This is a genomic window from Capsulimonas sp. (genome assembly GCF_039929585.1).
Lineage (GTDB): Bacteria > Armatimonadota > Armatimonadia > Armatimonadales > Capsulimonadaceae > Capsulimonas.
In genome coordinates this window covers 1-26,233 of record NZ_JBDSQY010000373.1, presented here as the reverse complement: position 1 = coordinate 26,233, position 26,233 = coordinate 1, and the positions used below count along the sequence as shown (strand labels likewise).

The 26,233-nt window shown below is 60.9% G+C and carries 25 protein-coding genes; 18 read left to right on the top strand and 7 right to left on the bottom strand.

The genetic code is table 11. From position 1 onward, the window contains the following. The first annotated feature begins 5 nt into the window (after positions 1-5). The 7 genes from ugpC to ABIZ35_RS28675 all read left to right on the top strand — a co-directional run bounded on the left by ugpC (position 6) and on the right by ABIZ35_RS28675 (position 6,572). Positions 6-1,115 carry a sn-glycerol-3-phosphate ABC transporter ATP-binding protein UgpC gene (gene ugpC / locus ABIZ35_RS28705; RefSeq protein WP_348223380.1) on the top strand — a complete coding sequence of 370 codons (1,110 nt, stop codon included), beginning with the start codon at positions 6-8 and terminating at the stop codon, positions 1,113-1,115. 301 nt (positions 1,116-1,416) lie between these two features. Next, positions 1,417-2,205 (top strand): hypothetical protein, encoded by a 789-nt coding sequence (locus ABIZ35_RS28700; protein WP_348223379.1) that lies wholly within the window; start codon positions 1,417-1,419, stop codon positions 2,203-2,205. Between the two features lie 139 nt (positions 2,206-2,344). Then, positions 2,345-3,097, top strand: coding sequence for an SRPBCC family protein (locus ABIZ35_RS28695; RefSeq protein ID WP_348223378.1), 753 nt, complete (start codon positions 2,345-2,347; stop codon positions 3,095-3,097). 225 nt (positions 3,098-3,322) lie between these two features. Then, positions 3,323-4,492, top strand: a complete 1,170-nt coding sequence (locus tag ABIZ35_RS28690; protein ID WP_348223377.1) for a zinc-dependent alcohol dehydrogenase — start codon at positions 3,323-3,325, stop codon at positions 4,490-4,492. Then, entirely contained in the window at positions 4,489-5,154 is a 666-nt protein-coding gene (locus ABIZ35_RS28685; protein ID WP_348223376.1) for an HAD family hydrolase, read from the top strand. The genes ABIZ35_RS28690 and ABIZ35_RS28685 overlap by 4 nt, the downstream gene beginning before the upstream one ends. A gap of 177 nt (positions 5,155-5,331) precedes the next feature. Next, positions 5,332-5,982, top strand: a complete 651-nt coding sequence (locus ABIZ35_RS28680; RefSeq protein WP_348223375.1) for a DUF642 domain-containing protein — start codon at positions 5,332-5,334, stop codon at positions 5,980-5,982. Positions 5,983-6,152: 170 nt separating this feature from the next. After that, positions 6,153-6,572 (top strand): organic hydroperoxide resistance protein, encoded by a 420-nt coding sequence (locus ABIZ35_RS28675; protein ID WP_348223374.1) that lies wholly within the window; start codon positions 6,153-6,155, stop codon positions 6,570-6,572. Between the two features lie 45 nt (positions 6,573-6,617). Here ABIZ35_RS28675 and ABIZ35_RS28670 read toward each other — a convergent pair whose 3' ends face one another. Next, positions 6,618-6,842, bottom strand: a complete 225-nt coding sequence (locus ABIZ35_RS28670) for an alpha/beta fold hydrolase (RefSeq protein ID WP_348223373.1) — start codon at positions 6,840-6,842, stop codon at positions 6,618-6,620. A gap of 244 nt (positions 6,843-7,086) precedes the next feature. On the opposite strand from ABIZ35_RS28670, the gene ABIZ35_RS28665 reads away from it, so the two are divergent. From ABIZ35_RS28665 to ABIZ35_RS28655, 3 genes are all read left to right on the top strand, one after another. Beyond that, positions 7,087-7,398, top strand: a complete 312-nt coding sequence (locus ABIZ35_RS28665) for a hypothetical protein (RefSeq protein ID WP_348223372.1) — start codon at positions 7,087-7,089, stop codon at positions 7,396-7,398. 78 nt (positions 7,399-7,476) lie between these two features. Further along, a complete protein-coding gene (locus ABIZ35_RS28660) occupies positions 7,477-8,823 on the top strand; it encodes an ATP-binding protein (protein ID WP_348223371.1) in 1,347 nt (448 codons plus the stop codon). 45 nt (positions 8,824-8,868) lie between these two features. Beyond that, on the top strand, positions 8,869-11,649 hold the full coding sequence (locus ABIZ35_RS28655) for a hypothetical protein (protein WP_348223370.1): 2,781 nt from the start codon (positions 8,869-8,871) through the stop codon (positions 11,647-11,649). A 37-nt stretch (positions 11,650-11,686) separates the two neighbouring features. Here the strand turns inward: ABIZ35_RS28655 and ABIZ35_RS28650 are convergent, their stop codons facing one another. Next, the gene (locus ABIZ35_RS28650; RefSeq protein ID WP_348223369.1) at positions 11,687-12,355 is read right to left on the bottom strand and encodes a zinc ribbon domain-containing protein; all 669 of its coding nucleotides are present in this window, start codon (positions 12,353-12,355) and stop codon (positions 11,687-11,689) included. A gap of 171 nt (positions 12,356-12,526) precedes the next feature. On the opposite strand from ABIZ35_RS28650, the gene ABIZ35_RS28645 reads away from it, so the two are divergent. From ABIZ35_RS28645 to ABIZ35_RS28635, 3 genes are all read left to right on the top strand, one after another. Beyond that, positions 12,527-13,036: a helix-hairpin-helix domain-containing protein gene (locus tag ABIZ35_RS28645; protein WP_348223368.1), complete on the top strand. Its 510-nt coding sequence runs from the start codon at positions 12,527-12,529 to the stop codon at positions 13,034-13,036. 233 nt (positions 13,037-13,269) lie between these two features. Continuing rightward, positions 13,270-14,565 carry a DEAD/DEAH box helicase gene (locus ABIZ35_RS28640; protein WP_348223367.1) on the top strand — a complete coding sequence of 432 codons (1,296 nt, stop codon included), beginning with the start codon at positions 13,270-13,272 and terminating at the stop codon, positions 14,563-14,565. A gap of 278 nt (positions 14,566-14,843) precedes the next feature. After that, positions 14,844-16,292 carry a DUF790 family protein gene (locus ABIZ35_RS28635; RefSeq protein WP_348223366.1) on the top strand — a complete coding sequence of 483 codons (1,449 nt, stop codon included), beginning with the start codon at positions 14,844-14,846 and terminating at the stop codon, positions 16,290-16,292. A 1-nt stretch (position 16,293) separates the two neighbouring features. On the opposite strand, the gene ABIZ35_RS28630 is transcribed toward ABIZ35_RS28635, so the two are convergent. Continuing rightward, positions 16,294-17,067 (bottom strand): phosphatase PAP2 family protein, encoded by a 774-nt coding sequence (locus ABIZ35_RS28630; protein WP_348223365.1) that lies wholly within the window; start codon positions 17,065-17,067, stop codon positions 16,294-16,296. Between the two features lie 130 nt (positions 17,068-17,197). Between ABIZ35_RS28630 and rpmE the strand changes: the two genes are divergently transcribed. The 3 genes from rpmE to prfA all read left to right on the top strand — a co-directional run bounded on the left by rpmE (position 17,198) and on the right by prfA (position 19,727). Beyond that, complete coding sequence (rpmE, locus tag ABIZ35_RS28625; RefSeq protein WP_348223364.1) at positions 17,198-17,404, top strand: 50S ribosomal protein L31; 207 nt, start codon at positions 17,198-17,200, stop codon at positions 17,402-17,404. Between the two features lie 61 nt (positions 17,405-17,465). Beyond that, a complete protein-coding gene (locus ABIZ35_RS28620; protein ID WP_348223363.1) occupies positions 17,466-18,578 on the top strand; it encodes a DUF1385 domain-containing protein in 1,113 nt (370 codons plus the stop codon). Between the two features lie 75 nt (positions 18,579-18,653). Beyond that, positions 18,654-19,727, top strand: a complete 1,074-nt coding sequence (gene prfA, locus ABIZ35_RS28615; protein WP_348223362.1) for a peptide chain release factor 1 — start codon at positions 18,654-18,656, stop codon at positions 19,725-19,727. 69 nt (positions 19,728-19,796) lie between these two features. On the opposite strand, the gene glgP is transcribed toward prfA, so the two are convergent. The 3 genes from glgP to ABIZ35_RS28600 are packed head-to-tail and all read right to left on the bottom strand — an operon-like array spanning position 19,797 to position 23,615. Next, positions 19,797-21,923, bottom strand: coding sequence for an alpha-glucan family phosphorylase (gene glgP, locus ABIZ35_RS28610; protein WP_348223361.1), 2,127 nt, complete (start codon positions 21,921-21,923; stop codon positions 19,797-19,799). Positions 21,924-21,949: 26 nt separating this feature from the next. Then, positions 21,950-22,999 carry an inorganic phosphate transporter gene (locus ABIZ35_RS28605; RefSeq protein ID WP_348223360.1) on the bottom strand — a complete coding sequence of 350 codons (1,050 nt, stop codon included), beginning with the start codon at positions 22,997-22,999 and terminating at the stop codon, positions 21,950-21,952. Further along, positions 22,992-23,615: a DUF47 family protein gene (locus ABIZ35_RS28600; RefSeq protein WP_348223359.1), complete on the bottom strand. Its 624-nt coding sequence runs from the start codon at positions 23,613-23,615 to the stop codon at positions 22,992-22,994. Before ABIZ35_RS28600 ends, ABIZ35_RS28605 begins: the two co-directional genes overlap by 8 nt. A 187-nt stretch (positions 23,616-23,802) precedes the next feature. Here ABIZ35_RS28600 and prmC point away from each other — a divergent pair, with 187 nt between their 5' ends. Together prmC and ABIZ35_RS28590 are read left to right on the top strand one after the other, a co-directional pair. Then, positions 23,803-24,666 carry a peptide chain release factor N(5)-glutamine methyltransferase gene (gene prmC, locus ABIZ35_RS28595; protein ID WP_348223358.1) on the top strand — a complete coding sequence of 288 codons (864 nt, stop codon included), beginning with the start codon at positions 23,803-23,805 and terminating at the stop codon, positions 24,664-24,666. A gap of 41 nt (positions 24,667-24,707) precedes the next feature. Beyond that, positions 24,708-25,169 carry a BON domain-containing protein gene (locus ABIZ35_RS28590; protein ID WP_348223357.1) on the top strand — a complete coding sequence of 154 codons (462 nt, stop codon included), beginning with the start codon at positions 24,708-24,710 and terminating at the stop codon, positions 25,167-25,169. 17 nt (positions 25,170-25,186) lie between these two features. Here the strand turns inward: ABIZ35_RS28590 and ABIZ35_RS28585 are convergent. Then, a partial coding sequence (locus tag ABIZ35_RS28585) for a DUF1573 domain-containing protein (protein WP_348223356.1) occupies positions 25,187-26,233 on the bottom strand: 1,047 nt, incomplete at its 5' end.

Here is a 26,233-nt window from a genome sequence, read left to right as displayed (position 1 = left end):
ACAAGTTGGCGCAAGTTACACTCAAAAACGTTTTTAAGCGGTATGACAATAAAGTCACCGCCGTCGATGACCTGAACCTGGAGATCCGGGACAAAGAATTTATGGTCCTGGTCGGTCCCTCCGGATGCGGCAAGACGACCACGATGCGCATGATCGCCGGTCTCGAAGAGATCACCGAAGGCGACATCCTAATCGGGGATCGCATCGTCAACGATGTCTCCCCCAAGGATCGCGACATCGCGATGGTCTTCCAGAACTATGCGCTCTACCCGCACATGACGGTGTATGAGAACATGGCGTTCGGTCTGAAGCTGCGCAAGGTTCCCAAGACGGAGATCACGCGCCGCGTCAACGAAGCTGCAAGCCAGCTCGGCCTGGAATCGCTGCTCCAGCGCACCCCCAAGCAGCTTTCCGGCGGCCAGCGCCAACGCGTCGCCCTCGGCCGCGCCATCGTCCGCGAGCCTCAGGTCTTCCTGATGGACGAACCGCTCTCGAACCTCGACGCCAAGCTGCGCGTCCAGACCCGCGCCGAACTGATCAAGCTGCACCGCCGCCTCGGGATCACCACGATCTACGTCACGCACGATCAGGTCGAAGCCATGACGATGGGTGACCGTATGGCCGTTATGAAAGACGGTCTGCTGAACCAGTGCGACACCCCGATGAACATCTACACCAGCCCGGTGAATATGTTCGTCGCCGGTTTCATCGGCACCCCGAGCATGAACTTCGTCAAGGCCACCCTGGTGAAGAGCGCGAACGGCTACACGGTCGACGCCGGCTCGTTCAAAGTCGCCGCGCCGCCGATCGATGACGCCCTGCTGGCCCAGTACGCCGGCAAGTCCGTCGTGTTCGGTATCCGTCCCGCCGACATCTTCGACAAGAGCCTGAAGAACCCCGTCGAATCCACGGAAGCCAACACCATCCGCACCTTAGTGGACGTCTCCGAGCCCATGGGCGACATCGTCACCTTCTACCTGACCGCCGGCCCGCACCAATTGGTCGCGACGATCGATTCCGAGACCAAGGCGAAGGACGGCGAGGCGCTGGACGTCGTGCTGGACCTCGCGAAGTCGCACCTGTTCGATCCGGAGACGGAACAGGCGATTCGGTAAGTTCGCTTCTCTGCCCCGCCAAGAGCCCCGGTTATGAAACCCATGCGTGCCCCGGGTATGAAACCCGGGGCTGGGAGATGCGAAGCATCTAACCGTCCGTGCCGGACGGACAAATGATGCATCATCGACCACAGGCATTTGCGTCCGGCACGGACGCTTAGCCGAAGGCTCCCAGCCCCGGGTTTCATACCCGGGGATACAGCATTGGCTTCATACCCATGGTTCTTGGCGTTTTCATGACCCGCATTGCGATAATTCCTTAGTGATTATCACATGGGGCAAAACCTGGGTATATTCCCCAATGCCCATTGTCTACGCCTGCATCTCGCCGCACGGCGGCAGTATGCTTTTGCCTCAAGACGGCCCCACGCCGCTCCCCAAGACGCGCATCGCCATGCAGGAAATGCGCCGCGATTTTGAAGCCTCCCATCCCGATACCGTCGCTATTCTCACCCCACACGGCATCGTACTCCACGATTCGATATCCATCGGCGTGACCCCGATGGGCGCAGGCGAGCTGGACGACCTTTCCTTCACCGCCCATACCGATCGGGACCTCGCCGCCTCGTGGGCATACCACGCCGCCGAGCGGGGAGTTCCCGTCACGCCATTGGTGATGCAGGACCCAGAAGCGCCGCTGCCCCTCGACTGGGGCGTGACCATTCCCCTGGCGCTTCTCGACCCGAAACAAACGCTGCCGATCGCCGTGGCGTGTCCCAGCACAGGCGTATCCCGCGAGCACTTAATCGCCTGGGGCGACGCATTGGTGACGGCGGCGAATGAGGGAGACCGGCGCGTGGCGCTGATCGTCAGCGCCGACCAGGGACACGGACACGCCGCCGATGGGCGCTATGGTTTTGCGCCCGAATCAGAGCAGTATGACCGGGCAATGGTCGAAGCGATTCGCGCCGACGATCTTTCCCGACTTCTTACCTGGGACGACACCTGGATCGAAGCCGCGCTCGCCGATTCCTATTGGCAAACCCTCTCCCTGCTCGGCGTCCAGCGCCGTGTCCCGCTCAAGGCCCGCTTCCTTTCTTACGAAGTCGATCACTACTTCGGCCTGCTCTGCGCCAGCTACACACTCTGACGGATTCACTCTTTTGGGATTTTTAAGTCTGCTCAGTTTGCCGCGCGCTCACGCCGGGTAATACGCCCTTACGAGCACCATGCTTGACAGATAAATCCATTCCATAAGAAAAATCACCGAATCAGAAAGAGGCCCCGTGATGAGCAGCGAGCAAAACGACCTTCAGAATAACAATAAGTTCAAAGGCGGCAGCGCCAATGTCCATCCCATCGAGCGTATCGTCTCCGTCCTCGGCGGCAGCGCGCTGATCGCTTACGGCGTCACCCAGCGCAAGCCGGTCCCCCTGGCCCTCGCCGGCCTCGGAGCGGCTCTTGTCGGACGCGGCGCAACGGGTCACTGTCCGGTTTACACCGCCCTGCATACAGGGAGCGCGAAACAGACGGAGAGCGAAAACGCAAGCGTTCCGCACGATCAAGGCATCAAGGTGGAGCACACCGTCACGATCAACAAGACGCCCGCGGAGCTGTTCCACTTCTGGCGCTCGTTCGACAACTTGCCCAAGTTCATGGATCATCTCGAATCCGTCACGATCCAGGACGATACCCACTCCCACTGGGTTGTCAAAGCCCCGGCCGGTCGGACCGTCGCATGGGATGCCGAGATCATCAATGAAGTGCATCATGAGCTGATCGCCTGGAAATCGCTGGAAGGCGCGGATGTCGACAACGCCGGCTCCGTCCACTTCACTGCTGCCCCCACCGGCGGAACGGAAGTCCGCGTGGTCCTGGAGTACCGTCCCCCGGCTGGCAAGATCGGCGCGGCGGTCGCGAAGCTGTTTGGCGAAAACCCGCAGCAGCAGATCGAAAGCGACCTGCGCAAGTTCAAGAGCGTGATGGAAGCGGGCGAAGTCCCGACCAACGGCGCAGAGAAGAATGCAGTGGGGATTTCGTAAAATTACTCCCTTCAGATCCCCGGTTATAAAAACCGGGTCTGAGAAGCGAAAGGCTAACCGTCCGTGCCGGACGGACAAATTCATGTGGTCGATGATCCATCATTTGTTTGTCCGGCACGGACAATTAGCCGAAGGCTTCCCAGACCCGGTTTTTATAACCGGGGATCTGAAGGCAAATTAGAAATATTCTCTGTCACACCCATCTCTCCCAAGAAAGATCTACCTATGAGAGCTCTCTGCTGGCACGGCAAGAACGATGTGCGCGTGGACACCGTCCCGGACCCCAAGATTTTGAACCCGCGTGACGCCATCGTCAAGATCACGGCGACGGCGATCTGCGGCTCGGACCTGCATATCTATAACGGCTTTATCCCGACCATGGAGCGCGGCGATATTCTGGGCCATGAGTTCATGGGCGAGATCGTGGAGCTGGGAAGCGAAGTCAAGAACCTGAAAATCGGCGACCGCGTGGTCGTCCCCTTCACCATTGCCTGCGGGCATTGTTCTTACTGCGAGGACACTTTGTTTTCGCTTTGCGATAACTCCAACCCGAACGCTTCGATGCAGGAGGCCGTTTATGGAGCGCCTGTCGCCGGCCTTTACGGCTACTCTCATTTGTTTGGAGGTTATGCCGGCGGTCAGGCGCAGTATGCGCGCGTGCCGTACGCCGACATCGGCCCGATCAAGATCGAGAGCGATCTGTCGAACGAGCAAGTGTTATTTTTGAGCGACATACTGCCAACGGCGTGGATGGGCGTGGAGAACGCGCATGTCAAGCCGGGCGGCACGCTCGCCATCTGGGGCTGCGGTCCCGTGTCGCAGCTCGCCATCAAGTGCGCGTTTCTGCAGGGCGTCGGCCGCGTGATCGCGCTGGACCATATTCCGGAGCGATTGGAGCTGGCGCGGCAATCGGGCGCGGAAGTGATCGACTACACCAAGGTGGACAACGTCACGGCGACGCTCAAAGAGATGACCGGTGGGCGCGGCCCAGACGGCTGCATGGACGGGGTTGGGCTGGAAGCGCATGGAACGAGCGCCGACGCCGTGATGGACAAGACGAAGCAAGTCATGCGACTGGCGTCGGACCGTATTCACGTTTTGCGAGAGATGGTGATGGCCTGCCGCAAGGGCGGATCGCTCTCCGTGGTCGGCGTGTACGGCGGCTTGATCGACGCTTTCCCAATGGGCGCCGTCTTCGCCAAGGGGTTAAACATCACCGGCGGACAGACGCACGTGCAGCGCTATCTGAACCCACTGCTGGAGCGCATCCAGAAGGGCGAGCTGGACCCATCGTTTATCATCACCCATCGACTGCCGCTGGAACAGGCTCCCGAAGGCTATGCAACGTTCAAAGAAAAGCGCGATAAGTGCATCAAGGTGGTCCTGACGCCGTGAGCACACTGCGTGGAATTATCTTCGACATTGATGGGACACTAATCGACAGCGTCGATGCGCACACGCGCGCCTGGGTGGAAGTCTTCGCCGAGTTCGGCTACCATATCCCCTATGCGCGCGTGCGCAGCCTCATCGGTATGGGCGGCGACACGCTGCTGCCTGAAGTGATCGGCAAGCAAATCGACAGCCCGGAGGGCGAGAAGATCTCCAAACGCCGCGAGGCGCTCTTCGCGGAGAAGTATCTGAACGATCTTCAGCCGTTTCCCAAGGCGCATGAGCTGCTGGTTCGCGTTCATAGCGCTGGGCTTCAGGTCATCTTCGCGACTTCGGGCGAGCCGAAGCAGGCCAAGATCTTACTGCAAAAGCTGGACGCGGGAAAACTGACGAACGCCAAAACGACTTCGGGCGACGCTGAGACATCCAAGCCCGAGCCGGACATCATCCTCGCGGCGCTGCGCAAGGCGCATCTGTCTCCCACCGAAGCTGTGATGATCGGCGACACGCCGTATGACATCGTCGCGGCGGGAAAAGCCAATGTCCGCACTGTCGCCGTGCGCTGCGGCGGCTGGAAGGACGGCGATCTCAAAGGCGCTGCCGCAATCTACGACAATCCTTCGGATCTCCTCGCCCATTTTGAAGCCCTGCTCACATTGCTGGGTTAGTTGTCCATACTCACTGTTCAACATACGTGTTTCATGGCGTCTTTCTTCTGTTTCGCCGTGAAACACGTATTAATGCTATTGGTGTAGAAATTTCGATCTGCTAAAGTATCGTCACGCAGCAAATGGAGCTCCTTCCAAATTGCTCACCGATTATTCGCAGAAAGAAGTATCATCACCATGCAAAAGAATATTATCCTCGCCGCCTTCGCCGCCGCCGCCATGCTCGCCACAATGGGCGCCGCCCGCGCCGAGGCGAACCTGCTGATCAACGGCAATTTCGAAGCGCCCACGACCTCCGAACTTGGCCCCAACTCTTACGTTCAGACCGATACGCTGAACGGCTGGACGCTCACCTACGGTTCGAAGTTCGAGACCATGAGCGGCGTCGTCGGCCAGCCTTATGAGGGGAAGCAGTTCGTGGAGCTCGCCAGCACCACGACCAGCGGCATCCAGCAGACCGTGGACACCGTCGCCGGCAAGACCTACGTCCTCGGATACGCCTTCTCCGCCCGTCCCGGCACCAGCTTTCAGGAAAACGACCTTGGGATCTTCGTCAACAATCTCATGGTTCAGGAAAAGCATGCGGTCGGCAGCTCGGACAGCAATAGCAACTGGAAGTACTTCACCTACGCCTTCACCGCGACCGGCGATAAGACGACGATCGGCTTCGGCGACCTCAACCCGAACTCCAGCAGCAGCCTCGGAACGTACATCGACGCCACGCATCTGGCCGCTGTTCCCGAACCCAGCTCGGTGGCCGCGTTCATGATCGGCGGCTTGGCCCTTGGCGCGCTCGCCCTGCGCCGCCGCAAATCCGTGGCCGCTTAGCCATCCTTGCATCACAACTTGAAACTCTGTCCCCTTACCTCTCCATACGGCCAGTCGCCGTGTGGAGAGGGCTTTTTTTGTGTTCCAGCCCGGAACAAACAGGCGCGACGCCATGTTCTCTCCTTAGGCGGCCCACCAAACACGCAGCCGCCGCGCAAGGAGATGACCCAATGGCGATACTTTACACGGCGACAGCCACCGCAATCGGCGGACGCGAGGGAACGGCGAAAAGCTCGGATGGCAACCTCGACGTTACCCTCACGATTCCCAAGGAAATGGGCGGCCCTGGCGGCGCGGGCACAAACCCCGAGCAGCTCTTCGCGGCGGGCTACGCCGCGTGCTTCGAGGGCGCGATGAAGTACGTCGCCCGAAGCCAAAAGATTGAAATTACCCAGGCCTCCGTCACGGCCCAGGTCGGCATCGGCCCCAGCGAAACGGGTCCTGGCTTCGGCCTCGCCGTAAAGCTCAGCATTTCGCTGCCCGATCTGGAACCGGCAGTCGCTCAAAAACTGATCGAGGAGGCGCATCAAGTGTGCCCCTATTCCAACGCGACACGTAATAATATTCCCGTCGAACTGACGCTGGCATAGGCTTCGGTCCCCTGCCCCCAGGATTGAGGGGCAGGGGACCGAATCTCACAACCGCCCCGTAAAATCCCCAATCAGACGCACCACTTCGTCCAGACGCTCAATCTGAGGAAAGTGCGCCGCCTCAGAGACCAGTTCGAAACAAGCCCCGGGAATGCTGTCGGCATAGCGCCGGCCGTAATCGGCATCGACGATGCCGTCGTTCTCTCCCCAGACAACCATAGCCGGAATGGAAACCTGCGCCAGACGCGCACGGAGGGCTGGATGATGCATAAACGGTTCCCCTGCGTAAATGTGTAAGACACGCCGGTTCTCCTCCATGACGGCGGCGGCCTCTGGGCTGGCGGGCGCGAACGCAAATCGCGCGGGATCGTGAAAGGCCAGCGCGAATCTCTCCGCCGCCCCCAGCCTTCTTCGGGACGCACTGACGGGGAAATGGCCGGAGCTCAGCGCGATCCTCGCCGAGATCCGGGCTGCGGACGATGTGGCGCTGCGGGCTCGGATCGCCGGCGAGGCAATGGCGCGTCATGTTCTGGCGAACGAATCACATATCCGTCCTTTGATCGCCATCGCCTACTCCCCCGGAGCCCACGCCGGCGTACGACCGGGCTATCGATTCCAGCTGATTGAGGCCGTGCTCGAACCGCTCGCCCAATCCTACAGCCAGGGCGAGCTGCGCCGTTTGGAGCTGGCGCTGGCGACAGTCATTAGCGCCGAAGCATGTCTGACCCTCAAAGATGTCTGCGGCGCCGACGACAAGCTTATCGTCGACAACATCGGATGGACAGCCTCTCAACTCGTGACGGCCTTCCTCCCTCGCAAAGATTAAACCGCACTCGTTTAAGTCCGCTGCGCGGTCGAAAGCGCGCCGCAACCCACAGACGCCCGTGGTGGGTATAATCTGTGCATGAGCCAGATTATCCAGGACCCCGCCTTTATTGCGGGGATTCAATATCGCGAAAAGGGTGAGTTCCCAGGCGCCATTGCGGCCTTTGAGGCCGCGATGGGGCGCTTTCCCGAGGAGGCCGAAGGGCCGTACCAGCTGGGATTGACCTATCAGATGCGCGGCGAGCGCATCCTGCCCCCGTCGATGCGCGAGCGCGGCGCGAAGAACGGCATCGGCGATCTCGCCGCGTCGGTCCTGGGCCTCGGGGTCGTGGCGGCTTCCAAGGCGATCGGGCAGACCGATTGGATCCTGCAATACCGCGAGGCGTTTCGCGAATCCGTAACGGCGCTGCGCGCCGCGATCCAGCGCGACCCGAACGATCCACGCTTCCATCACGCGCTCGCCCTGTCATTGAGATATTTGGGGCAGAACGAAGCGGCGGCGGAGTCGGCGCATCAGGCGGCCCTGCTTCAGCCAGGCGACGCGCAGTACCAAGAGCGCGCGGCGGCGTTTGAAGCAGCCGCCACCCGTGAGTCCGAGCGCGACGGCGGCCCGACCGGCCACGGCAAACTCACCTGGGACGATGTAATTCTGCCGCAGCGCACCAAACGCGAACTCAAGCAGATGCAGCTGCTTCTGGAAAACCCTAGCCTTTCGCGTGACCTGGGCATTGAGCCTCCGACGGGGCTGCTGCTCTACGGCCCTCCTGGAACGGGCAAGACGACCATCGCGCGCGTGCTGGCGCATGAGGCGCACTGCCACTTTATCGCCACCAGCCCCGCCGAGATCAACTCGATGTGGCTGGGCGAAAGTGAGAAGGCCGTCAAGCGCATCTTCGACGAGGCGCGCGCCAAGTCTCCCGCGATCATCTTCCTGGACGAGATCGACGCCCTGCTGCCCTCGCGCTCCGGCGGCGTGAATCAATACAGCGACAAAGTCGTCAACCAGTTCCTCCATGAGATGGATGGACTGGTCAAGAACAAGCGGATCTTCGTGGTCGGCGCCACCAACCGGCGCGATATGCTCGACGCCGCCCTGCTGCGCGGCGGCCGCCTGTCCCGCGAGATCGAAATCCCCCTACCCGACTTGGAAAGCCGGCGCGCCCTGTTCGGCCTGAGCACAACGGGCGCGAAGCTCGCCGACGATGTGAGCCTGGATGACCTCGCGGCGCGGACGGAAGGCTACAGCGGCGCCAACATCAAGGCGATCGTCAACGAAGCGGGCCTGCAAGCGCTGATCCGACTCTCGGAAGCCCATCCGGAGACACGGCGCATCCTGACGAAGGAAGACTTCGACGAGTCCCTGACGAACTTCACACCGCCGCCGGCCGACGACGAAACGCCCAATCCCTGGAAGATGTTCGCTTAAGGTTCCCACGCCGCCCAGCTGTGGGAAAGAAACGCCTCGCCCCTTATGAGCCTGATCGCGCGCCGCGCCGTTCGATGGTGGACACGCACTCTTTGGATGGCCCGCGCCGTCGCCGCCGATTTCGGTCTGAACACCGAGACTCGGGGGCGACGAGGGGCGTCCCCGCTCTGGCTGCGTGAAAACCCATTTCTCGCGCGCACGATGCGGAGCGAAACACGGCGCTTTTCCTTCTTCTGGCGCTTCGTGATCATGCTGCTGCTCACCGGCGCCGCCCTCGTCGGCGTCCTGACGCTGAACCAGGAATTCCCCGCGTTTATGCGCGTCCTCGCAGCGAATGTTTTTGGGGCCTCGGCGCCCACCCTCGCCGCAGCCGCCGTGATTACGGTCCAAACCGTTCTGATCACGGCGACACGCACCGCCCTCTCTCCCTCCCTCGCGACCGAGGCGCGGCGGCAGACGCTGGACGGCCTTCTCGTCACCCCCGTCCGTCCCGCCGAAATGATCCTCGCCATGACCATCGGCCCCCTGCGCGGCTCCCTGCTGATGGGGCTGGCGGCGCTGCCCCTATACGTGCTGATCCAGCAGCTGGGGGGGATGGAGTGGACGGAGATTTTTCAGCTGGCGCTGTTCTTCGCGATCATCTCTCTGAAGCCTCCAGCCTATGTTTTGCCGGGACTAGGAGGGGCGGTCTCGACGCTCAAGCAACAGCGGAATTTGCGTCAGGCGCAGGCGCGACAGCAGCGCCAGGATCAGGGGACAGATCGCACATCGATGACGATCATCGCCGTGGTCATGTTCGGCTTTTTCGTGCAGATCTTCTCGCGGATGTTTGGAGGAGGCTGGATTCTCCATCTCCTTCGGCCGCTGGAATCCGCCCTTCCGCACGCGCAGTTTGTCTTGGCCGGCGTCTTTTTTAGCTGGCCCTACTTCGCCGTGAAGCTGATGGACGCTACACTGCCCTTCTACCATGGCAGTCTTCCCACACTGGTCTATCTCCTGCCTCTGCTGGCGCTCACGCGTATCGCCGGCGTTTTGCGATCGGGCGCTGCTTTGACCGTGGGAGAAGCGTCCGAAATTTCGCGCGCGCCGATCGCCCGGCGAGCCGCCGCGATTTCGCGGTGGACACAGCGGCTGACGATTATTCTCCTGGCCGGTTACGCTTGGAATGTCTGCGTCACTTCCGGAGACACGGCCTCCTTGCTCGGACGCGGGACGGGCGGCGGCTGGGACCAAGCGGGCCTGCTGCTGCTACTTGGGTTTCCCGCGCTGATCAACGCTGCGTGGCGGGCCGTGAACATGGGTGTGAGGGTGAAGGGACAGCCGCTGCGCCGCCGGCCGATGCAGCTGATTCGGCAGCTATTGCGGCAGACGGGGCGTCCTTTGCGGACAGCGCTGGCGATGTTCGTTGTTGTCTGTCTGCTGGGAGGCGTCTCCCCAGTCGCCGCTCCCGTACTCCAAACACTCGCAGCGCTCGCGATTACGGCTGCGGTGACATTTTGTTACAGTCTAGGAATCAACGTGCTGCTCGCGGCGCCGATAAGCGGGGCACGACGCCGCTGGATACGCGCGACTCTGGCGCTGCTCTTTTTCAGCCCAATCGCCGCCATTTTCATTCCACTTCCCGCGTTCTGGCATCTCGGCGCCGCCAGCCCGCTCCTCGCCTGGATCCATCTTTTCCCCGCCGCCGAGGCGGAACTGGCCCGAAGCACGGTGAGCAGCGACATGATTGGTCACTGGCCTTATGGGACAGCTGTTCCAGTCGCCGAGTATCTGGCGGCGCCCGTCGTCCTGAGTATGATTTGTCTGTGGCTGGGATATCGACTAAGCGAAGCCGGGATTGCACGGGACGAGCCGGCGGCGACGCGAGAGCCGAAACAGAAGACGGGGATAAGGGCGGCAAGCCCGCGCCCGATGGGCGCGCAGACGCCCTCTGGGCACAAAAAGGTCGCCTATGGAGACAGAACCGAAGCGTTGATGGGATGGATTTGCGCCTGGATCGACAACCCGCTCTTCATCCGAGAGCTCCGATCCCGGACGCGCTCGGGCGCGTGGTATCAATGGGTCTTCATCGTTCCAGCGCTGTTTGTCCTGCTCGAAGTCGCCACGGCGCTTTATCCGGACCTCGCGATGGGTTTCGCCGAAGGTCTTTCCTGGGTCCGCTTTTTTCACATCAGAACGCCGAACTGGCCTCTTGTTACACCGGAAACGTACGCCAGCGTTGCGGGAGTGATATTGACGCTGCAAGTGTGCGCGCTGGGATTAAGAATGCCCGCGCAGTGCGAGGAGATTTTCCGTCGAGATCGGCAGACGGGCGGCCTCGGATTCATCCTGCTGACGCCGCTGCGTTCGGCTCAGATCTTCTGGGGATTGATTTGGGCGAACGTGGCCGCGTCGGTCGTCGCATGGACGGCGTTCGCGGCAGTGCTGCTTGCACTCTACCTTCAGGCGGCGGCCTCACCCGAGGTCGGCCTTGGACCGGCGCTGACGGCGTGGGTGGTCGGTCAGATCTTCATGGCGACGATGCTGGCGATGGGCGCCGCCATCGGCTCGGCGATGGCGACTCATACGACCGCACTGCGTACGGGACGTGGGATTTCCACGCTGCTCGCCCTCGGCGTGATCGGGATTGCCGCCTCCTTGATCTTCACCAACTACCAGGAGTTCTTCGAAGCCATCTCGCCGCTCTGGGTACAGACAACGTGGCGAATGATGTTCGGCGTCGCCGCCGCGCTGCCGGTGACGGTCCTGGCGTTCTTTTACGCCCAATGGCGTTTGAAGCGTCTGCGCGATGGCGATATCGCTTTCGGCGAAAATATCCCCAGTTAATTACGGCTCTATTCTAACGCCCCATTGAGACAGATTCCTACTTTTCCCCAATCTTGAACGGCGGCGACGCGCCATAGCGCTGCGCAAGTTTTTTCAGCTCATCGTCGGCGCGGGCGGCGACTCCGTCGAGGGCGGTCGTATCGCTGCCGGAATTCGTGGTGTTCAGCAGTCCATTGTATTCGGCGGCGAGGGGATTGCAGGCTTCAGGGATCGGCTGGGTATGGAAGTCGCGCACCAAGGTCAGCCAGGCGGCGGCGGGATCGGGGGGAGGCGGCTCGCCGGAGGCGTTTGGGGATGGCGGAGCGTAAAGAGCGGCTTTGCGCCGAACCAGGGCAACGCGGTTCTGCTCAATCTGCTGGAGAAATCGCAAGTAGGCCGCGACGTCGTCTGGAAAGGCGGGGGAAATGGCGGGGGCATCGGAAGAGGACAAGGGCGCGAGGGTCGAAGCCGTCTTGGCGGCAGCGTACGCTTGACGCGTGACTCGCTCCAGCTTGGACGCCAGGACCATCACAGCGATACCAAGCACCGCGACTGTAAATACCAGCGCCGGGATCAGCAGGCCGCGCACACGGCTGACCGCAAGCTCCAGGGCCGACATCGGATATTCCAGGGCATCCGAAGTCAGCGCCTGCGCGCACGACGGACAGAAACGCGCGCCCTCAGGGTACTCGCCCTGGCAGCGCGGACAGCGGCGGGCGTCAGTCAATTGTTGGAATCCCTCTCCCCAAACCTCCATCGCCAAAGTCCCGCGATTTCCCCGCATTATAGCGCCTGTCGGCCTCCTCTGTCAAGAGAACAGTAAAACAAGAGTATGTTATTTTTCCATCATATCGGGTATAATATGAACATGTGTTCGATAACGCAAAAACCGCATAAAATGACCAATCGCGAGATGGCGGCGATGCTGTTCAACATCGCCACTTTGCTGCGCGACCGTGATGACAACCCTTATCGAATCCGCGCTTACGAGCGCGGCGCCCGGGCGCTGCTGCGCAGCCGGGCCAACGCCGCCGCGATCCTCGGCGGCCCAAATGAGAACGCGCGCATGGCGCATCGCAAGTGGGAGCTGGGCGAGCATCTCCAAATCAAGCTGCGGGAATTGGCTACCCGGGGCGAGATGCAATACTTCCATGAACTTTGCGAAGACCTGCCGCCTTACATGGAAGCGCTGATGGAGATCCCCGGCGTCGGCCCGCGCACCGCCCAGCATCTGCACGAAGCGCTCGGCGCGGAGCACGCCGAAGATGTTGTCCGCGCCGCGCGCACCGGCAAACTGGAAAGCGTGTGGGGGTTTGGAAAGAAGCGAACGTCCCAGATCGCCCAATTGTCGCTGTTCGATGACGAGGCGCTTCAAAGCACTGAGAATGAGCGTCTGCGGGCGGCATGAGATACGAGGATAACCCCGCCCCATCTCATAGCCGCCGAGACGTTCGGTCTGCGGGTATGAAACCCACGTCTGGGAGGGCTGCGCCCTAACCGTCCGTGCCGGACGGACTTGAATGAAAACCCAAGGACAACGGCTAATTTTGTCCGTCCGGCACGGACGGTTAGCGGCTCTTGCCGCTCCCAGCCATGGGTTTCATACCCGTGGTTCCAATTTAACTTAGAAAGCACCACCCAATGTCCGACGCCCTCGAACAACTCGACATCTTCAATGCGGACCTCGACTCCGAAGACCTCGACGACACTCTCGCCGAAGCGGCCGCGCCTTATCTTCTGGAAACGGAACTGCCTACGCTCGATGTGACGCCCCGCCCCTACCAGCAGGAGGCGCTGGCGGCGTGGTCGGCAGCGGGCGGGCGTGGAATGGTCGTTCTGCCGACCGGCGCGGGAAAGACCGTGCTGGCGCTGACGGCGATCGCGGCGATGCAGGTGACGACTCTTGTGGTCGTACCGACCATCGATTTGCTGCACCAGTGGCACGACACAATTTGCGCGCGGTTTGGCCTGGAGCCGGACGCCGTCGGCATGATCGGCGGCGGATTTCGAACGCGACGCCCCGTCACGGTGATTACCTACGATTCGGCGGCAATGCCGAGGCGCGATCTTTCGGATATCGGCTTGCTCGTTTTCGACGAAGCGCACCACCTGCCGTCGGCGTCGTATCGCACGATCGCCACGCGCTGCGCCGCGCCGTTCCGTTTGGGGCTGTCCGCCACGCTGGAGCGCTCCGACGGTCGTCACGACGACCTTACGACCCTCATTGGGCCGACGGTATACGAGCGCCAGCCGGCGGCTTTGGCGCGGGACAAGCACATCGCCGATTACAAGGCGACTCGTGTCTCGGTCGATCTGACCGACGAAGAGCAAGTGCGCTACGACCAGTTGACGGCGCAATACTCCTGGTTCATGGCGGCCAATCGCCGCAAGTTAATGCTTCTCGGATGCAGTAACTTGTTCGAAGCCCTGATCCGTCAATCCGGCCACGACCCCGCCGCCCGCGAGGCCCTGCGCGCCCACCGCGAAGCGCGAATGCTCGCCATGAACGCAACACGCAAGCTGGGCGCCGTCGAAGAGTTGCTGGAAAAACATCAGGACGACAAAGTCATCGTCTTCTCCGAATGGAACAGCCTCGTCCACGATCTCTCGCGCCAGCTCGCGTTACCCGCGATCACCTATCGAACGGCCCAGGATGAGCGCCGCGCCATTCTGGATGGCTTTCGCCGTCACGACTACTCCAAGATCGTTACCGGCCGCGTGCTCAACGAAGGCGTGGACGTGCCCGACGCCAACGTCGCCATCGTTGTTTCTGGATCGTCCAGCACGCGTGAATATATTCAAAGACTCGGGCGCGTGCTGCGGCCCAAACCCGGACAGGCCAGCTTGTATGAGATCGTCGCACGCGGCACGAGCGAAGTGAAAACGGCGGCCAAGAGAAAGCCGAAAGAAACTCCTATTTCCTCGGCGAAGGAGTAGCATCCCTAATCCCAGTGTCAAACCATTCAAACCCAGAAGGCGCCAGCGGTTAAAACCGCGCCTGCAAGTACGCAGAAACCCACCTGCGTGGGTTACATAACCCAAAACGTGACCGCCATATAAAACACGTATTATAAACGATATCGTTGAGGATTTTGCAGTCCCCGCAGGGGGACTTCTGCGTACTTGTAGGCGCGGTTTTAACCGCCGGCGCCTTCTGGGTTTGGATGACGACAAAATTACGATACGCCAGCGCCGCCCTCCTAGAAAGAACAACCATGGCCTTTCGCATTGAAGATTTTAAGAAGACCGCCCGCAAATCGTCCACCACCGGCGTTCCCGCCTCGCTCTATCCACATCAGATGCGCGACAAGAAGGCGCTCGCCAAGGTCGAGCTTGCGATTCGAACATTTGACGGACTGGTCGGGCGCAAGCGCGGCGAGCTGGACGCGCAGGTGATGGTGGATTTCTTTGGCGATCACCGAATCGCGCGCGGCGTCGTGGCGTGCCTGGGCGCATACTACCGTTATGAGACGCAAAAATTTGCGCAGGTGGCGAGCGCGGAGGGCGCAGTGCGGCTGGAAAACGCGGGACTGCGAAAGCCAAGCGAGATCCGGGCGCATACGTACCGTGATGTCAACGCGCATTACCATGGGTTTCTGACAACAAAGAATCGGGCGGAGTGCTATACGGCGCTGTCGGAACCCTTCGGTGTGACCACCTATGAGTGGGATCAGATGATGCATCTGGACGCCGAGCAGAACCAGGTGCTCACACGGATCGGCCCCGTTCCCTCGGCGAAAGACGTCGTCGCGCTTTATAACTTTCACAGCCTGGACACGCCGCTTCGGCGTGCGCAGGAGATCTTTGTCAGCGGCCTGGACTTATCCTCGGCGCAGGCGTCGGATATGCGCGCCTTCGCGGAGTCGCTGGGGGTGCGGGCGCATATTGGGAATGAGGGAACATCGGTATCGCTGTCAGATTTAGACGCGGCGTCGCTGCTGCCCCGTCACGCGGGGCGTCTGTCGCGCTGCCTGATGCAGATTACGCAGACGTACGGCCATGGCTATTTGACGGGACATGTGGATGTGACGCTGTCGAGCAAAAAGATGCGGCTGTCGCTGGGGCCAGAAACGTTCCAAACGCTGCTTGGCAAATATCGCCGAGCGGATGAGACGACGCTGCGCCAGCGCATGGCGCAGGGTGACGCGCTGCACAAGGCGCTGCTCAAGCTTCGCGTGCAGGGCGAAGCGGCGGGATGGCGGATCAAGCGCAGCCCGGAACCGATTGTCACGGCGCAGGGCGCGCTGCTCCCCGATTTCCGCCTCACATCGCCCAACGGCTTGGAAGTATTGCTTTCGTTCGGAGAAGCGCCGGCGGGCGACTGGATGCGCCCGATCTGTACGCTCTCGGTCACGGACGAATTGGATTCGGCGCTGGTGTTTGCCCAGGTCAAAGAACTGATGGGAGAACGGCAGGAGGAGCCGGCGGAGCAGTCGGTCCCCGCCGACGTGCTTGCGCTTTGCGACCGCGCCGCAGCTCAGGGTATGGTGCGAGCCTCTGAGGCGCAGCGCACGCTGCATCTGCTGGACGAATCGCCGCTGATCGAATGGATCCGCCGCACCGGCGACACGCGCGTGCGTTATATCCCTGGCGTTGGCCTATGTTCGGAAGCCATGGTCGCCGCGATTGCGGGCGCAGATCGCGGCGATGCGATTGCGGCGTGAATTACGCCGCCTGCTTCTTGTCCGTCGCGTTGCAAACAGCCTGAGCGATTGGCGGCGCCTTGTCGAGAACAGGTTCGCCGGCCTGCGCATAGCGTCGGGAAAGAATTTCGTGCAGACCAAGACATGTCACCAGCCAGGGGAAACCTGCCGCCCAGCCCGCCAGCACATCAGAAGGATAGTGGACGCCGACATAGGGGCGTGACACGCCGATGGCGACGATCAACAGCGCCGTCAGCGTTCCAACAACAGCTTTGGAGACACGCCCCTTCAGCAAGTGCATCAGAAAGTAGCCGATCAGCCCGTAAACGACCATGGCGATCAAGGAATGCCCGGAAGGGAACGAATACCCTGTTTCTTTCAGCAGCGGTACAAACAACGTGGGCCGCACACGCTGCACTTCCGTCTTGATCAGCTGAATGATAATGCCCGCCCCCACAATCCCGATGGGCAGCGTCCATGCCGCGCCCCGAATTTTACGGATAAAGAAGCCAGCGATCGCCGACACCACGCCGAGACTGACGACCCAGATCGGCGATCCTAAAAACGCCATGAGTTCGGCGCCCTCGGTAAAACCATGACGCTGGTGTGCATGCAGCCACCATAAAATAGACTGGTCTACATGGGCGATCTGGCTGCCGTTGCCGTGCACCGCCTCCAAAATCTCCATAAACAGGTGAAACGCACCGAACGCCAGCAGCAGCCCAATCACGAGATTCCAGGTGATGAACTTCGCCGATTGTGTCGTCGCGTCTTTTTTCTCAGTATCCGTCTTCATATCGAACCATGTACCCAGTTGCCCTTGCAAACTATCTTAGAATTTCCTCAGGAACTACTATTGCCTTTTGCAGTGTTAATAAGGTAGAATATCAAGCTGTTTGAGCACAGGTTCAAAGGAGAGTTAAGTCATGAAGCCCGGTATCCATCCTAATTACAAAGCGACAACCATCAGCTGCGCTTGCGGCACCGTATATCCGACAAGGTCCACAGGTGAGAACATTCACGTTGAGATCTGCTCGAATTGCCACCCGTTCTTCACCGGTAAGCAGAAGCTGCTGGACAGCGCCGGTCGCGTCGATAAGTTCTTGACCAAGTACGGTATGAAAAACAAGTAAGAAAGTCCTGTCGTCAAAACATATGAGCGACACTTCTTTCTCAAAACCAGAAGAACGGCAATTGTACGGCGGGCAAGCGGTGATCGAGGGCGTGATGATGCGCAGTCCTCGATTCTTCTCGATTGCCTGCCGTCGCCGTTCCGACCAGCAGATTATTGTCAAGCTGGAATCGGTGGAGCAAATCGTTCCGCCGTTTTTGCAGTTCTTACGCAAACCATTTTTGCGCGGCACCCTTGCGCTGATCGACGCCATGGCGATGGGCATCAAGGCCCTCACCTACTCGGCCAACATTCAGATGGAGGACGAGACAGGCGCCGCCACGGCGTCCGAGGATCGTCAGGCCGCCAGCGCCGCCAACCTCGCTATGGGCGAAGGGATCGCCGAGCGTGACGGAGTCCGCCCCGCGCCCCACGGCTCGGAGCCTCTGCCGCCGGCAGCAGCCGCCAAAGCCGCCGCGCCGCAGTCCATCAACGGCATCGCCATCGGCGCCACCACGGTGATCTCGCTGCTATTCGGCTACGCCTTGTTCTGGATATTTCCGGATCAGTTGACTAACCTTATCTTGCCGCACCACGCCTCCAGCGTGCACGCGCATTCATGGCGAATGCAGATCGCCGGTAGCGTAATCGACGGGTTGATACGCCTGCTCGTATTCTTTATCTATCTTGGTTTGATTTCGCGTCTTGCGCATGTAAAGCGTGTCTTCGAGTATCACGGGGCGGAACACAAGGCCATTAATACGCTGGAAGCGGGCCAGGATCTGACGCTCGACAATGTTCGCGCCGCCAGCCGCATCCATCCGCGCTGCGGAACCAATTTTATCTTTATCGTACTGACTACCGCCATCTTGGTCTTCGTGGTCATTCCAAGATATAGGTTAGCAGACGGCATCGGTTTGGTCCTGCTTAGCATGCTTTATAAGCTGCTGCTGTTGCCGGTCGTCGCGGGGATTTCGTTTGAGATTCTGAAGTTCGCGGGAAGCCATCGAGACAAGAAGTGGGCGCAGGCGATGATCGCACCCGGTCTGTGGACCCAGTATATCACGACACGCGTACCCGACGACAGCCAGCTCGAAGTCTCGATCGCTTCGCTGAAAAGCGTTTGGGACAGGGAACACGAAAACGGCGACGCCGCAAAGTCTTCGGACGCGGAGCCGGCGGCGGAAGTGGCTTAGCAGCCCTCAGATCGCTCCCCGTCACCCGTTCGTGGGTGATGGGGGCGATCTTCTCTTGTTTGTAGGCGATACCAAATGTTTGAAAAACTCTTAGAAGTCGAACAGCTCTATGAAGAGCTCGAAAAGCGCATGTCGGAACCAGATCTGGTCAGCGACATGGGCGAGTATCGACGCGTGCACAAGCAGTACAGCGACCTGACCGACATCGTCGCCAAGTTCCGCGAGTTTCGCAGGAATCAAAAACAGCTGGAAGAGACCGAAGCGATGCTGCGCGGCCAGCTGGATTCCGACATGCGAGATATGGCGCAAATGGAGTTCGACGAGCTGAAGGAGCAGCGCACCGCCCTGGAGCTCGAGCTCAAGGTCATGCTGCTTCCCAAGGATCCGAACGACGATAAGAACGTGATCCTGGAAGTCCGCGCCGCCGCCGGCGGCGACGAGGCGGCCCTGTTCGCCGGCGATCTGCTGCGTATGTACATGCGCTACGCCGAGAAGCGCGGCTGGGATATGTCGCTGATGAGCAGCAACGAGACCGGTAACGGCGGCTATAAAGAAGCGATCGTTGAAATCAACGGCCAGGGCGCCTACTCCAGCCTGAAGTTCGAATCCGGCGTCCATCGTGTCCAGCGCGTCCCCAGCACCGAAAGCTCCGGCCGCCTGCACACCAGCACGGCGACCGTCATCGTGATGCCCGAGGCTGAGGATGTCGAGATCGAGATCAACATGGCCGAGATCAAGCGCGAGCACACCCTCAGCCAGGGCGCCGGCGGCCAGAACGTCCAGAAGAACGAAACCGCCGTCCGCCTGACGCATATGCCGACGGGAATTGTCGTCACCTGTCAGGATCAGCGCTCGCAGCTGCAAAACTTTGAAAAGGCCATCCGGGTCATGAAGGCCCGCCTGCTGGACATCGAGCAGCAGAAGCAGGCCGAATCTCTTGGCACCACTCGCAAGGGCATCGTCGGCACCGGCGACCGCAGTGAAAAGATCCGCACCTACAACTTCCCGCAGGACCGCATGACCGATCATCGCATCGGCATGACGATCCACAATCTGCCGACGATTCTCAGCGGCGAGTTCCAGAGCATGATCGACGCACTGGTAAACGCCGACCAGGCGGAGAAGCTGAAGTATGAGACGGAGGGGTAAGAAGCGCGGCCCTATTACTACAGCGCCATAGGAAAGCCGGCGAATTTATTCGCCGGCTTTCTTGGATTCCTATCCCCGAAAATACCCCTTCGCACAATACTCCTTCACCATCCGATGCGTATTAAATACCGGCCCGAGCTGCACCAGCGACGACTTCACCTGCGCGATCCACTCTGACGGCAATTCACCTGCCCCACGTTCGTAAAATAACGGAACGATCTGATTTTCCAAAAGTGAAAAGAGCGTCTCGGAATCGCGGCGGTCGTCGGCTTCTTCATTGACGCTGGTTTCGGCGCCGAAGGCCCAGCCGATGGCGGGGGCGTGCGGGTCGGCGTCGTTCCAGGCTTCGTCCCACCAGCCATCAAGGACGCTGGCGTTCAGGGTTCCGCAGACGGCGGCTTTCATGCCGCTGGTGCCGCTGGCTTCGTGCGGGCGGCGGGGGGTGTTGAGCCAGACATCCGCGCCTTCGGCAAGCGTGCGGGCAACCGCCATATTGTAGTCTTCCAGGAAGGCCAGGCGACCGCGCAGATCGGGCCGCTGGGAAAGCTGGACGATCCGATGGACCATCTGGCGGCCGTATTCGTCGCCGGGTGAGGCTTTGCCGGCGTAGATCAACTGCACGGGGCGCTTGGTGTTTGTGAGCAGCTTGATCAAACGATCCGGGTCGCGCAGCAGCAGGCCGATGCGCTTGTAAGGGACGACGCGGCGGCAGAAGACGAGGGTTAGGACGTGCGGGTCGAGCGCGCTATCCGTGGCGGCGATTTCTTCAGGAGCAAGCCCGCGCGCTTCCCATTGCCGGCGAAGACGCCGGCGCGTGAAATCGACGAGCCGAGAGCGCCTTTCTCGATGGATATTCCAGAGCTCGGCGTCCGGGATTTTCTCGATATTGGCCCAGAGCTTGCGGTCGTCCGGGCGGTTTCGCCATTCGCCTCCCAGATATTTGTCGTACAGCTCGATCGTCTCGGGCGAGGCCCAGCTTTGATAGTGGACGCCGTTCGTGATAGAGCTGATGGGGATGTTCTCTTCTGAGATCTGTGGCCAGATCGACTGCCACATCTCCCGGCAGACTTCGCCGTGCAGACGGCTGACGCCATTACTGAAGCCAGCGGCGCGCAGGGCGATGATCGTCATGCAGAAATATTCGGCGCTGTCGTAGCCGTTGCGGCGGCCAAGCGGCAGGATCTCCTCTACCGATACCCCCATCTCGCGCGCGTACCCACCCAGATATTTCCGCACCAAATCGGGCGCGAAATAGTCGTGGCCTGCGGGCTCCGGCGTGTGCGTGGTGAATACGGTCCGGGCGCCGGTTTCCTTCAGCGCCGTCCAGTAATCAACGCCAGTCTGCGCCGCCGCTCGGCGGGCGCGCTCCAAAACCGCGAAGGCGCTGTGGCCTTCGTTCAAATGGACAACCTCGGGATCGATTTCCATCGCCGCGAGCGCATGCATGCCGCCGACGCCAAGCACCATCTCCTGCTGAATTCGCATTTCGCGGTCGCCGCCGTAAAGCTGCCCCGTGATTCCCCGGTCTTCCGGGCTGTTCTCCGGCACGTCCGTGTCCAGCAGATACAAGGGAACGCGTCCCACCTGGGCTCGCCAGATCTGCGCGCGCACCTGCCGTCCGGGGAAATGGACCAGGACGGATTTCGGCGTCCCCTCCCCGTCTGTCTCCAAGGTCAGCGGCAGCCGCGTAAAATCGTTGGCGTCGCGCCGCTCGCTCTGCCAGCCGTCATGGTCGAGCGTCTGCGTGAAATATCCCTGACGGTAGAGCAGGCCGACGCCCGCCAATGGAACGCCCAGGTCACTGGCTGAGCGCAGATGGTCGCCAGCCAGCATCCCCAGGCCGCCGGAGAAGATCGGCAGAACTTCCGTCAAACCGAACTCGGCGCTGAAGTAGGCAATTCTTGTCCGAGTTCGATCGCCATGCGCGGACTCGAACCAGGTGTTCTTCGCCGCCATGTAATCGTCAAAGTCGGCGACAACGCGCTCGTAGAGCGCGCGGTAATCGGGATCATCCGCCGCACGCGCGAGTTGATCGACCGAAACAGAAAGTAGAGTCCCGACAGGATCGGGGCCACGATCCGTCCAGAAGTTTGGGTCCAGTCGCTCAAAGAGCGTGCGCGTAGTGTGATCCCATGTCCAGCGAAGGTTATAAGCAAGTTCGTGCAGTCGAGCGAGAGCGGCGGGCAATGGGTTCATGGTTGGTCCTTGAGCGATGGCAATCTTTATTTCACAAGCGCGACGGCGGCGGGGTGGCTCATCGCACGGATCGCGAACAGGCAGGCGCCGGCGACAATGGCGGCGCTGGGAAGCGTGAGGCACCACGCGGCGACCATGCGCTGGGCTGTGTTCCAGCGGACGCCGGCCAGGTTCTTCGCGACGCCGACGCCGAAGATGCTGCCGGAAATGACGTGGGTCGTGCTGACCGCCATGCCCATGGCGCTGGCGGCGAAAATCACGCTCGCGCCCGCCGCTTCGGCGGCAAAGCCGTGCACCGGCTCCAAACGGATAATCCGCTGCCCCATCGTCTTAATAATGCGCCAGCCGCCCGATGCAGTTCCCAGCGCCATCGCCGTGGCGCAGGAGATCACGACCCAGGTGGGGATATGGATATCTTTTCCGGCGGGCAGCATATGGTTGGCGACCAGGGCCAGAGTAATCACGCCCATGGTCTTCTGCGCGTCGTTCTGACCGTGCGTGAACGACATTGCCGCCGCCGACAGGCGCTGCAAGTTGTGGAAGACAAACGAGACTTTGCTCTGACTCGTCTTGGCGAACAGCGCGAAGATCACCATCATGATCACGAAACCGAGTACGCCGCCGGCGATTGGAGAAAGCACCATCGGCAGCACGACCTTCTCCAAAACTCCCTCCCATTTTACCGCATGAAATCCCGACTGGACAATCGCGGCGCCGACGAGGCCGCCGATCAGGGCATGGGAGGAACTGCTGGGAATGCCGAAGTACCAGGTCAGGACATTCCAAACGATGGCCCCGACGATGGCCGCCAAAATCACCGCTTGCGTGGCCGCCTCCGCCTCCACCAGTCCCTTCGCGATCGTCTTGGCGACATTCGTCGAGAAGAAGGCTCCGGCAAAGTTCAGCACGGCGCACATCAGCACGGCGACCGGGGGCGAAAGCACGCGCGTGGAGACCACGGTGGCGATGGCGTTCGCGGTGTCATGAAAGCCGTTGGTGAAATCGAAGAGCAGCGCGACCACAATGGTAATGACGAGCAGGGCGCTGAGCGCATGGGGAAGGTGCATCTCAACCATACTTGACCACAATCCTTTCGAGAGCCACCGCGACGCTCTCGCACTTGTCCGCGACCAGCTCGATCCGGTCGTAGATCTCTTTCCACTTGATGACTGTCAGCGGGTCCGCTCCGGCTTCGTTGAACAGATCGCCGAGCGCCTTACGGTACGCCTGATCGTTCTTGTTTTCATGCTCGTGGATTTGGATCAAATGGGCGCGCATCTGTTTGAGGTCGCGGATGTGACGCAGGCCGCCCACTCCGGCGCGCGTCGCCTCCACCGTCGCCTCCAGGGCCTGCGCCATGGCGACGAAATCCACGCGCGGCTCCGAAAGACGATAGATCGAGACGCGCGCTCCGGCCGCCTCGATCAGATCGGTGATATCGTCGAGAGCCGTCGAGAGCGAATGCATATCTTCTTTATCGTAAGGAGTGATAAACTTATCGTCAGCCTTGAGCGTCAGCTCATGGGTCAGTTCATCCGCCTGGGCCTCGATCCGTTTGAGGGCCTCGGCGCGCTGTGCGCTCTGGGTGAAGCCTCCGCCGAGCGCTCCGAACTCCTTCGCCGCCTGGACCGCGAGATCGGCCTGCTTTTCCAGCAGGTCGTAAAATTCCGTATCGCTGTTGAATATCGACATTTTGCCTCCCACATCAGCCTGTCTTCAAATCTTCGATCCCTCATCATTGTTATGTCCTACTCATAGAGCCCCAAAACGCAATTAGAGAGCCCCGAGATTAAGTTTAGATTAAATTTAATACTGTAGATTTGTAGTGCGATGGGCGTGCTGTTCGATTTCCGGTATACTCACGGACGGAGTGACGACTTTGACTGTACAAGAAGCTTGGGCGGGGGCGACGAAATCCCTCGCCGATGCAGGCGTGGAGACGCCGCGCTTGGACGCCCGCTTGATGCTGGAGTGGACCCTGAAATGCCGCCACGAAGACCTCGTTCGCAATCCCGATCGGGTGCTGGATGAACGCACGCAAGTGATCTTTGAGAAGGCGGTCTCGCTGCGCGCTCTGCGGCGCCCCCTGCCCTACATCACCGGCGAGCAGTATTTCTATGGACGCGCGTTCAAAATCAATCGCGCCGTGCTGATCCCTCGCCCGGAAACAGAGATGCTGGTGTCGCTGGGATTGGAGAAGATTCGGGACGTTTCGGAGCCTCGGATCGCGGATATTGGGACGGGGAGCGGATGCATCGCGGTCAGCCTCGCCTGCGAGCGCACAGAGGCGCGCGTGTGGGCGACGGACCTGTCGGGTGACGCCCTCAAACTCGCGCGCAAGAACGTGGTTCGCTACGATCTTTTGGACCGATTGATTCTGCTGCACGGCGATCTGCTCGGCCCCTTGCCATTGGATAAGCCATTCGATTTGATCGTCTCCAACCCTCCCTATATCGCCGAACGGGAGATCCCCGATCTGCAGCCGGAGGTGCGCGATTACGAGCCGATCCTGGCGCTCAGCGGCGAGCCGGGCGCGACTGGCGCAGATGGCGCCGCCATCTATACACGCATTTTACAAGACGCCTGGGACCACATCAGGCCCGATGGGTGGGTGTTACTGGAAGTCGGACAGGGGCAGTCCGAAACGGTGATGGCGAAGGCAAAAGAGCGGGGTTATGAAGACGTCGCCGCGCATGACGATATGAGCGGCATCCCGCGCGTTGTGCAGGCGCGGCGGACTTAAGAATGATGGAAGTAATCAGGGGCGGCGGGTAGAATACCAGTATGGAAAATGTACGATCTTTCCGACGGATCGGTCTGTGCGCGGCCGCGCTGCTGGCGGCGGGATGCTCGGCGCGCGATCCGGACACCGCGACTCCCAGCTTCCGCGCCACCACGCCGACGAACCGGTCGACCGTGCAGTCTTGGGAGATCAACAACGAGCCGATCCACACGCAGCCGGGGATCAATCCTGGGAGCATCGCTGCTCCCCTGCCCGCCGGCGCTCGAAAGCGCGGTTTCGAGCCTTACGATCCGCTGGCGGTCGCCTCCTATAACGCGCTTCTTGGCGCAGGCGACATCGACGCCAAGTATGTCACCTGCACGGCAAAGTCCGGGATCGTCATCCTCAACGGGGCCGTCCGTGACGAACAGCAGAAGCAGCGCGCGGAGCAAATCGTGCGCGGCGTTCCCGGCGTCAAAGAGATGCACAGCAAACTGCGCATCTTCGGACAGACGACGCAGTAAGCAATGCTCCCCCGCCGTTAGCCGCCGACCGTTTTCGCTTCGATAAACGCCCACACCGGAAGCGCCAGCTGCTGGCCGCTCGGCGTCGTCACCACGATTTCCGTTTGGAGCACTCCAGCGGGCGTTTTTTCGCTGACCGTGACTTCCAGCATCGCCTGTATTTCTGCGTCTGGGACATTCATCGCATTTACTAATTTCGGCGTCGGAACAAACGGCGGCGTCGGGTAGCTGAATGTGCCGACGAGACTTACCACTTGGGGAGATATCTTTAGCTTCGCGCTGACATAAGGACTGGCGCTGCGAACCGAACACTTGGTCAGGACTTTCCGTGGGCCGGTGACCATGATCTCCTGCTGGGCGCGCTTGCCCCCAGGCACCGACCCCAGCGCGACCGTGGACGGCGCTGCAGAAATCTCTCCAGCGACCTCCCCCACCAGCGACGCATAAGCCGAAGCGAGGCGATTGCTGTCCGATTGCGGTCCAGCAAAGGTGACCGTTCCCTGAAGCTGTCCGATGCGCGCCTGCTTGCCGACGACGACCTGGTATTCGATAGTCGACAGGCCGTCCTTGTCTGGCTGGATTCCCTTTTCGCGCACAAATGTCACGCTCGGGTTGGCCGGGGTCAGCGTCGGGATGGTCAGCGTTTCGAGCAGTTTGGGTTCGCCAGTCACGCGCAGCGTCAGAGATTTTTCCTGACCGGCGCCGACTGGCCCAAAGTCCAGCAGCATGGGATTGAAGCTGAGAAGCGGCGTGATCGTTCCCACCATCTGCAATGTCGCCGCCGGCGACGGCTGTCCCTTGAGATAAACCCAGACCATCTTGTTCGCCGGGCCTGATCCCAGATGCGTAGGGTCCACCGCCACATGGATTTTGAGGGTTTTGCCTGCGGCGATCTCCTCGCCGGGCAGCACCCCGTCCGTCATGGCCGCCGTGCAGCTGCACGCCGCCTGAATGTGGTCCAGCGTCAGCGCCGCGCCAGTGTCGTTTTTCACAGCAAAGTCATACTGGATCGGCTCGGTCCGCGCAAGGCTCAGGGTTCCAAAATCATGGATCGCGACGCCCGG